Below are 9,164 nucleotides of genomic sequence, written 5' to 3' on the forward strand. Positions count from 1 at the left end.
GTCGAAGGCATCGCCAAAGCTCCGGAAGCCGTGCACGGACAGCTGATAGTCGCTGTCTTCCAGCGCCTGGCTTATGCCGCTCAGGATCTGCGTGTATTCGACACCGTCCCATTCATAGCCGACGGCGGACGTTATCGGCATCAGCACCGCGGCCCGATAGGTCTTGCCTGTCCTCAGCGCCATGCCCCGCGCATTCGCCTGATAGCCCAGTTCCCGCGCGGCGGCGACGATGGCATCCCTTGTCGGCCGCGCGACGACCGGCGATCCCCGCAGCGCCTTGGAAATGGTGGCGATCGAATAGCCGGTGTGGGCAGCCAACGTCTTGATCGTTGGCGAAAACTCTCGGCGTTCGGGTTCTCTGTTCTCTGCCATCAACGGCGACCCATTCCTCAGGTCGGCATCCGTATCATCGGATAAAAACGTTTTCAAGAAGAATAAAAACGTTTTTATCCGACCATCATGACCAAGAGCGGTGGAGGCGGCAATGCGTCGAGGTCGCGCATCACCCCCCTTTCACATCGGCGAGCATCGCCGGGCGCGGACCTGGGGCACCCGGTTCGCCGGCAGGGGTCAGCGCGCCGGCGGCGCGTACATCAGGCCGCCGGCGTTCCACAGCGCATTGATGCCGCGCGCGATTTTCAGCTGGCTGGACTGGCCGAGATTGCGTTCGAACATCTCGCCGTAATTGCCGACCTTGGCGACGATATTGTAGGCGAATGCGGGGTCGAGCCCGAGCTGTTTGCCATTGTCGCCCTCGACGCCGAGGAACCGGCGGATCGTCGGATTCTGCGACTTCAGCGAGGCTTCCGCATTGGCCTGCGTGATGCCGTCCTCTTCCGCCTCGATCAGCGTAAACAGCGTCCAGCGCACGATGTCGAACCACTTGTCGTCGCCCTTGCGCACGGCTGGGCCGAGCGGCTCCTTCGAGATGATGTCCGGCAGCACCGTGAACGCGGCGGGATCGGTCAGCTTCAGGCGCTGCGCATAGAGCGCCGAGGCGTCCGTGGTGTAGACATCGCAGCGGCCGCTATCGAACGCCTTGATGATGCTGTCGGCGGAATCGATGACGACCGCCTCGTATTTCATCTGGTGCGCGGTGAAGTAGTCGGCGACGTTCTGCTCGGTCGTCGTGCCTTGTTCGGCGCAGACCGTGGCGCCTGAGAGCTTCAGCGCGCTGTCCACGCCGAGATCCTTGCGCACCATGAAGCCCTGGCCGTCATAATAGGCGGCGCCGACGAAATGGATGCCCATGCCGGTGTCGCGCGACAAGGACCAGGTCGACTGTCGCGACAGGACGTCGACGGTGCCGGCCTGCAGCGCCGTGAAGCGCTCCTTGGTCGACAGCGGCACGTAACTCACCCTGTCGGGGTCGCCGAAGACGGCGGCCGAGACCGCGCGGCAGAAATCGATATCGAAGCCGCTCCATTTGCCCTGGTCGTCGGGCGCCGAAAAGCCCGCGACGCCCTGGCTGACGCCGCAGATGATCGATCCCCTTTGCTTGACGATGTCGAATGTGTCCGCCTTGGCCGGCAAAGTGGCCGATGCGAGCAAGAGCGCGCTGACGATTGCATGTTTCATGGTTTCCTCCCTTGATGAGGCAAAGCCTCTCCTCCCGCCGGCACGTGACGCGCCGGACGTTCCTGAAATCGTTGATCCTGAATTCCGCCCGCGCGCCTCCTTGCGCGGTGTCGTCCTAAGCCCGTTCCGCCAGAACCGCGGCCAACGTCTCATCGAGAACGCCGACCAGATGATCTGCATTGGCCCTGCTGAAGATCATCGGCGGGCGCATCTTCAGCACATTGTCATGCGGCCCTTCGGTGCCGATCAGTACGCCGCGTGCCCGAACCCCGTCGTTGATGCGGCGGGCAAGGGCGGTCGCAGGTTTCTTGCTCTTGCGGTCCTCGACCAGTTCGATACCGAGGAACAGCCCCTGGCCGCGCACGTCGCCGATGATCTCGTAGCGGGCCTGCAGCGCCTTGAAGCGCGCCATGAGATAGTCGCCGATCTCCAGCGCATTGCGCCTCAGCCCGTCGCGCTCGATGACGTCGAGCACCGCGAGCCCGGCCGCGCAGGACACCGGATTGCCGCCGAAGGTGTTGAAATACTCCATGCCGTTGTTGAACGAGGCTGATATCTCCGTGGTCGTCACCACGGCCGCCATCGGGTGGCCGTTGCCGATCGGCTTGCCCATGGTGACGATGTCGGGCGTCACCCCCTGGGTTTCGAAAGCCCACCAATGGCTGCCGACACGGCCAAAGCCTACCTGCACCTCGTCGGCGACGCAGATGCCGCCGGCGGCACGCACCATCGCGTAGACTTCCCTGAGATATCCCCCGGGCAGGAACACCTGGCCGGCGACGCTGGGGATCGATTCCGCCAGGAACAGGCCGGGCGCGCGGCCTTGTCTCGCCATATCGGCGATCTGCTCGGTGACGCTCTCGGCAAACCGCTTTGCATGCTCGCCCTCCGGCCACTCCGCCGGAGCATGGTAACTGTCCGGAATGACCGCTTCGAACACATGCGCCGGGCGCCCCTTGCCGCCTTTGCGCTTGTATTTGTAAGGGCTGAGGTCGATCAGTTCCTGCGTCGTGCCGTGATAGGCCCAGTCGAGCACGATCGCCTCGCTGCGCCCGGTATGGGCCCGCGCCATGCGCAGCATCAGGCTGTTGGCCTCGCTGCCCGAGCAGGCGAAGGACGCCACCGACAGGCCGGCGGGCAGCGTCGCCGTCAGCCGCTCGGCATAGGTGACGATGGCATCGTGCAGATAACGGGTGTTGGTGTTGAGCTTGGCCGCCTGCCTCGCGATCGCCTCGACCACATCGGGATGCGCATGGCCAAGGTGGCAGACATTGTTGAAGCAGTCGAGATAGGCGCGGCCGCGATCGTCGATCAGCCAGGCGCCTTCGCCGCGCACGAACTTGATCGGCTCGGAATAGGAGATGGAGAGATTGGGCAGCAGTGACGCCTTGCGTGCGGCGACGATCTCTGGACGCGACCGGCCGCTCTGGCGGAAGGTTTCGGGCGGAATTCCGGCAAGGTCCGCGGCATCGGGAAACAATTCCTTCCACACGTCGAGATAGCGCTCCTCGCCGACCCCAAGGATGTCGCGCGCGGCAAGGCTCGTATCCGTCGATATCTGGAAATGCAGATGCGGCGCCCAGCCGCCATTTTCCGCCGGCGTACCCATCTCGCCGACGAGCGCGCCGGCTTCAAGCCGGTCGCCGGCCTTCAGCCGCCGCCCAGCCTCATGCGCCATGTGCCCCCACAGCGTGACGAAAGGCGGGCAGCCCGGCGGCACATGCTCCAGCGCCACGAGACAGCCATAGCCGAGCGGATCCTCCTCGATCTCGACGCTCCTGACGGTCGCGGCGAGCGGCGTGTAGAGCCGTGTGCCCGCCGGCATGAAAAGATCGAGGCCGAGATGGTTAGCGCGGCGCGCGCCTTCGACGAAACGCGACTCGAAAATGTCGCTGGTATAGACGGTGCGAGCCTCGCCCCAGGGACCGATGCCGAGCGCGACGCCATGTTCGGCACAATAGGCATCCCACCATTCGGTCGCCTTGTCGGGCTGCTGTGTCGCCGACGTCACCGTCATCGGATTTTGCGGATCGCCATAGGGCACGAGCGCCTTGGCAAGCGTCGCCGGGTGACGGTCGAGGATCGGCAGAAGTTGCGTGCGGTTGGCCGCGATCCAGCCTGTCACGGCGCGCGCTCCGGAGGCGGCTTCGAAGCCGCAGGCATGGCGCAGGATCGCCGTCGCGAAGCGCCGGTTCATCCTGCCCAGACGACGCAACAGCCGCCAGGCCGGTGCTTCCGAGATCGACAGGTAGGGATTGTCGGCTGTGCGGTCCTTGCGTGCCGCCGACAGCGTCACCGAGGTGACGAGACGCATCGCAATGAGATCGAAGAGCAGGTCGAGTTCTTCCTCACGCAATGGATACTCGGCATGGAAGCCGGCGGCGAGACGGGCGGCGGCGCCGATCGGATCCTCTGCATCGAGGATGGCATAGGCGCAGGCGACGGCAACCTCGGCGATGAGCACGCTGTGCAGCGCATCGCCGAAATCGATCAGCCCGGCGACACGCTCGGGCCTTTCGAGATCGACGAGCACGTTCCAGTCATTGGCATCATTGTGAATGACTTGCGCCCGCAATGCCGACAGCCGGGGCGCCACCTCGGCATCGAAATGATCGAGGAACCGCTCCAGCAAGGCGCGGTCCTGTTCGTCGTCAATGTGGTGAAGGCGTTGCCGCGCGGCACCTGCCTGGCGAATGTCCCAGTCGAAAGAGCGCAATGCGCCGGGATGGATGAAGCCTTGCAGGGCACGATCGAGCCGGCCAAGCGCGCCGCCCAGGCTTTCCAGCAGCGCCGGACTGGACGTGCTCTCGGCCAGCGGCCGTCCGGGAAGCCATGACACCAGGCGCACGGCATGATCTTCGCCGCCCGGCACTTTTGTATGGGCCAGCGAAGCGCCCCGCCCCGTCTTCCTGAGACGCGGCACGGCGAGGTCCGGACTATGGCGCTCCAGATGATCGAACAACGCGGTCTGGAATTCACTTTCGACGAGCGGCTCGCTGGCGTTGACGATCTTCAGGATCCAGAGCGATTGGTCTGGAGCGGTCAGCTTGAAATTCCGGTCGCGTTCGCTGTCGAGCGGTGTGACGCTGCCGGCAATGCCGAAGTGCCGCGTTGCGATATCGACGGCCTCGGTCTGCGAGATTTGAGGCGCTGGGTATGAGACGTTGGTCATCGGGCAATCCGGATCTGATTTGTCAAGCTTGGCATGGGCCAGAAAATCGGGCATCCGGCAAAGCGTCGGTTATACCGGCACAATGACCGCATTGACCGGCACATTGACGGAACCGTATGGAGCGCGCGCAATGAAGGAACTGGACGCCAAGGACAGGGACATTCTCGGCATCCTGTCGAAGGAGGCGCGCATCCCGCTGAAAACGCTTGCGGGGCGCATCGGCCTGTCGCGCAGCGCGACGAGCGAACGGGTTGCCTCGCTGGAAAAGAGCGGCGTTATCAGAGGGTATCGGGCCGATATCGGCCAACTGGACCCAGGGTTGATCCGCGCCTTTCTGCTGGTAACGCTCATCCGCACGCCGTCGATCGGCATTCTCGACCAGCTGGCGCGCTATCCGGAGGTCCGGCGGGTATCATCAGTCAGCGGCCAGCTCGATCTCATCGTCGAGGTCGAAGTACCGTCGATCGACCGCCTCAACACACTGCGCGACCTCGTTGCCACTCTCGGCGGCGTCGAGGACCTGACAACCGCGATCGTCCTGCGCCGGGATATCGAACGCGCCGTCGACTGAACGACGGCTGCGGCGGCGTCTTCGCCGGCCAGGCAGCCTATTTGGCGATATCGAGAAGTGAGGATACCAAAAGCTCGCGTTCGTCCTTCGACAGCACGTCGGAATCGAACAGGTTCATGCTGCGCAGTCCTTCGATCGCGAGATAGCAGACCAGCAGCGATTTGAGGTCCGGCGTCTCGCCTTTCAGGCGCTCGAAAAGCTGCCGCTTGAATGTCTTTATCGGCGTCATGAAATCGGGATCCTCGGCGATCGCCGAAAAGATCCAGGATGCGGACGGCTGCTTTTCCTCGCAATCCTCCGCTGACAGCTTGATATAGACGGCGAGGGGATTTTTGTCGTTGTCGTTGCTGTTCGCCGATTCCAGCGCTTGCTCGAAATCGCGTAGATAACCTTCGACAAGGCCCTGCATCAATTTGGCCTTGGTGGGAAAATTGTAGAGCAGTCCGCCCTTCGACACGCCGGCGCGGCTGGCGACGGCATCAAGCGACAGGCTACCAGGCCCGGATTCCCGGGCAACATCAGCCGCCGCGGCGAGAATCTTCTCGCGCGAATTCGGTCGTTGGGCTCTCATGGCGCCTCCCTAAGCAAGCTTAGGCCCAATTGACAAGACCGTCCAGACGGTACAGTAAGACCGCCATTATTTGAAATCGGGACCTGCGGTCGATATGTGTCCCGATGTCCGCGCTTCGCGCCGGATTTCGACTGAGGGGACTTCCTTGTTCAAGCGCATACTCCGTATATTTCTCATTATTGTGGTCCTTGCCGTGCTCGTCATCGTGGTCGGCGGCATCGTCGGCTTCAACTTCCTGCGCGACAACGGCATCAAGCAGTATTTCGCCACCATGAAGCCGCCGGCGGCGACCGTGTCGACGACCATCGCCAAGCCGTCGAACTGGACGCCGGGCGTCGAGGCCATAGGTACTGTCAGCGCGGTGCGTGGCGTCGACCTGACTGTCGAAACCGCCGGCATCGTCAAGGAGATCCTCTTCCATGCCAACCAGAAGGTTGCGGATGGCGCGGTCCTGCTGCAGCTCGATGATGCCGTCGAGCGGGCCGATCTCGAAGCGACGAAGGCGCAAGTGGCGCTCGTCGAGACGGCGCTGACGCGCGCCGTCGAACTGCAGAAGCGCGGCGTTAATGCGGAAGCTACGCTCGACACAGCGCGGGCGACGGCATCGGCCACCGCCGCGCAGGTGAACAAGCTGCAGGCGGTGCTTGACCAGAAGCAGCTGAGGGCGCCGTTCAGCGGCACGGTGGGCATCCCCAAGATCGATCTCGGCCAGTACCTAGCGACCGGCACGTCCGTGGTAACCTTGCAGGATCTGGACACGATGCGGGTCGACTTCTCGGTTCCCGAACAGCAGCTGCCGTTGCTCCAGATCGGCCAGACCGTTCGGCTTGGCCAGGGCGGCGGCGACATGCCTTTCGCCGGCAAAATCCGTGGCATCGACCCCAAGATCGACCCGTCCAGCCGGCTGGTGAACATCCGGGCGGAAGTCGCCAATCCCGAAGGCAGATTGACCCCTGGCCAGTTCGTGCAGGTGCGTGTCGAGCTGCCCGAGGAGCAGGACGTGCTGTCACTGCCGCAGACGGCGCTGACCACCAGCCTCTATGGCGACTACATCTTCGTGGTGCAGCCGGCCAAACCCGCCGGGGCGGCCCCGGCGCAGCCAGCCAAGCCGGAGGAAAAGCCAGCCGCGGCGGCCACCGACAAGCCGGCGGATGCCAAGCCTGCGGACGCCAAGCCGGCGGACGCGATGAAACCGGCAGCCGAAGCCCTGAAGCCGGCTGCTGAAGCCAAGCTCGCAGACGCAGCCAAGCCAGCGGACAAGGCCGCTTCCGACGCCGCCAAGCCGGCCGATCCGGCCAAGCCGGCGGCGGAAGCCGACAAGCCGGCGCTGGTCCTGTCACAGGTCTTCGTCAAGCCCGGCCGCCACAATCAGGGCATGGTCGAGATCGTCGAGGGTCTGAAGGCCGGCGACGAGGTCGTCACCGCGGGTCAGAACCGGCTCTTCAACGGCATGTCCGTCAACGTCGACAACACGATCGATCCGACCAAATCGGCGAACAAACAGGCCGACCAGCAATGAGCTTTTCCGATCTCTTCATCCGCCGGCCCGTCCTTTCGACGGTCCTTGCCTGCATGATCCTGCTGCTCGGGTTCCAGGGTATCTTCAACCTGTCGATCCGGCAGTATCCAAAGGTCGACGAAACGGCGATCACCATCACGACGGCCTATCCGGGCGCCAGCGCCGACCTGATCCAGGGCTTCATCTCCGCCCCGATCGCGCGCGCCGTCGCCTCGACCGAGAACATCGACTACGTCACCTCGTCCAGCCGTCCGTCCTCCAGCACCGTGACGGTGCAGATGAAGCTCGGCTCCAATCCCGACGTGGCGCTGACCGAAGTGCTGTCCAAGGTCCAGGGCGTGCGCGGCACCTTGCCGGACGCCTCCAAGGACCCGGTAATCGTCAAGGGTACGGGTCAGCAGTTCGCGATGATGTACATCTCGATGCAGAATCCGAACATGACCAAGGAGCAGCTGACCGAGTATATCGAGCGCGTCATCAGGCCCCGCATGTCGACGGTCGAAGGCGTCGCCGACGTGCAGATCTTCGGCGCCCAGGAATACTCGATGCGCGTCTGGATCGACCCGGTCAGGCTCGCCGCCCGCGGCGTGACGGCTGCCGAGGTGCTGACGGCGATCAACAACTCCAACTTCCTGTCGGCGCCCGGCAACACCCAGAACGAATATGTCGTCTCTTCTATCACGGTGCGCTCGACGCTGCAGACGCCCGAGGCGTTCGCGGCTCTACCGCTACGTTCGACCGACGGCAACGTAGTGCGCCTGCGCGATGTGGCTCGCGTCGAACTCGCCGCCGCCAACACCGACACAAGGGTCTCCTTCAACGGCAAGCCCGGCACCTTCCTCGCCATCTTCCCAACCCCGGCGGCCAATCCGCTGACCACCGCGGCCGCGCTCACCAAGCTCGTCCCGCAGATTCAGGAGACGCTGCCCAAAGGCATGACGATCGAGGTCGTCTACGACGCGACCGGTCAGATCAGCGCCTCGATCGACGAGGTGTTCAAGACCATCGGCGAGGCGGTTGCCATCGTCGTCGTCGTCATCCTGCTGTTCCTCGGTTCGTTCCGCTCGGTGATGATGCCGATCATCACCATCCCGCTGTCGCTGATCGGCGTCTGCTTCCTTTTGTTCGCGGTGGGCTATTCGATCAATCTTCTGTCGCTGCTGGCCATGGTGCTGGCGATCGGCCTTGTCGTCGACGACGCCATCGTGGTGGTGGAAAACATCCACCGCCACATGGAAGAAGACCACATGCCGCCCATGCAAGCGGCCTTCAGCGGCATGCGCGAGATCGCGTCGGCCATCGTCGCCATGACCATGACGCTGGCCGCCGTGTTCGCGCCGCTGGCCTTCACCGGCGGCCTGACCGGCGCCCTGTTCCGCGAATTCGCGGTGACGCTTGCCGGATCCGTGGTGCTGTCTGGCGTCATTGCCATCACCATTACGCCGATGATGTCGGCGCGCCTCCTGAAGCCCGGCAATGCCGGCCGCTTCCAGCGCATCGTCGACGGCACCTTCTCGCGTGTCGAGCACGTCTATGAGCGCGCCGTCACGGGGTCTTTGAACTATCGCCCGCTGACGCTGCTCATTGTGCTGGCGCTTGTCGGCGTGACCGGCTTCATGTTCACCAAGACCTCGACGGAACTGGCGCCGGAAGAAGATCAGGGCTTCCTGCTCTCGCTGGTGACGGGGCCGCGCTATGCGACCTCCGATTACACCGAGACCTACGTCAACCAGATCCTGGGCCTGGTGAAGGA

General features: G+C 64.0%; 7 protein-coding genes. 3 read left to right on the forward strand and 4 right to left on the reverse strand.

What is annotated here, in order from left to right:
* The 3 genes from EOA36_RS17875 to EOA36_RS17885 form a co-directional block, all read right to left on the reverse strand.
* Positions 1-372 (reverse strand): LacI family DNA-binding transcriptional regulator (locus tag EOA36_RS17875; RefSeq protein ID WP_145969206.1); only part of this gene is annotated, 372 nt, incomplete at its 3' end.
* Positions 373-570: 198 nt separating this feature from the next.
* A complete protein-coding gene (locus EOA36_RS17880) occupies positions 571-1,578 on the reverse strand; it encodes an amino acid ABC transporter substrate-binding protein (protein WP_127278761.1) in 1,008 nt (335 codons plus the stop codon).
* A 115-nt stretch (positions 1,579-1,693) separates the two neighbouring features.
* Positions 1,694-4,750, reverse strand: coding sequence for an aminotransferase class III-fold pyridoxal phosphate-dependent enzyme (locus EOA36_RS17885; RefSeq protein WP_127278762.1), 3,057 nt, complete (start codon positions 4,748-4,750; stop codon positions 1,694-1,696).
* Positions 4,751-4,880: 130 nt separating this feature from the next.
* Here EOA36_RS17885 and EOA36_RS17890 point away from each other — a divergent pair, with 130 nt between their 5' ends.
* The gene (locus EOA36_RS17890) at positions 4,881-5,321 is read left to right on the forward strand and encodes an Lrp/AsnC family transcriptional regulator (RefSeq protein WP_127278763.1); all 441 of its coding nucleotides are present in this window, start codon (positions 4,881-4,883) and stop codon (positions 5,319-5,321) included.
* Between the two features lie 37 nt (positions 5,322-5,358).
* Here the strand turns inward: EOA36_RS17890 and EOA36_RS17895 are convergent, their stop codons facing one another.
* Positions 5,359-5,892: a TetR/AcrR family transcriptional regulator gene (locus tag EOA36_RS17895; RefSeq protein WP_127278764.1), complete on the reverse strand. Its 534-nt coding sequence runs from the start codon at positions 5,890-5,892 to the stop codon at positions 5,359-5,361.
* A gap of 145 nt (positions 5,893-6,037) precedes the next feature.
* Between EOA36_RS17895 and EOA36_RS17900 the strand changes: the two genes are divergently transcribed.
* Together EOA36_RS17900 and EOA36_RS17905 are read left to right on the forward strand one after the other, a co-directional pair.
* Positions 6,038-7,411, forward strand: coding sequence for an efflux RND transporter periplasmic adaptor subunit (locus EOA36_RS17900; protein ID WP_127278765.1), 1,374 nt, complete (start codon positions 6,038-6,040; stop codon positions 7,409-7,411).
* The coding region (locus tag EOA36_RS17905) for an efflux RND transporter permease subunit (protein WP_145969207.1) at positions 7,408-9,164 on the forward strand (1,757 nt) is incomplete at its 3' end. The genes EOA36_RS17900 and EOA36_RS17905, both read left to right, overlap by 4 nt.

Source organism: Mesorhizobium sp. M8A.F.Ca.ET.021.01.1.1, from assembly GCF_003998025.1.
GTDB lineage: Bacteria > Pseudomonadota > Alphaproteobacteria > Rhizobiales > Rhizobiaceae > Mesorhizobium.

What these genes read in the sequence shown, in the direction of transcription:
- EOA36_RS17895 (WP_127278764.1), bottom strand. Translation starts at nt 5,892, where the DNA reads ATGAGAGCCCAACGACCGAATTCGCGCGAGAAGATTCTCGCCGCGGCG.
- EOA36_RS17880 (WP_127278761.1), bottom strand. Translation starts at nt 1,578, where the DNA reads ATGAAACATGCAATCGTCAGCGCGCTCTTGCTCGCATCGGCCACTTTG.
- EOA36_RS17885 (WP_127278762.1), bottom strand. Translation starts at nt 4,750, where the DNA reads ATGACCAACGTCTCATACCCAGCGCCTCAAATCTCGCAGACCGAGGCC.
- EOA36_RS17890 (WP_127278763.1), top strand. Translation starts at nt 4,881, where the DNA reads ATGAAGGAACTGGACGCCAAGGACAGGGACATTCTCGGCATCCTGTCG.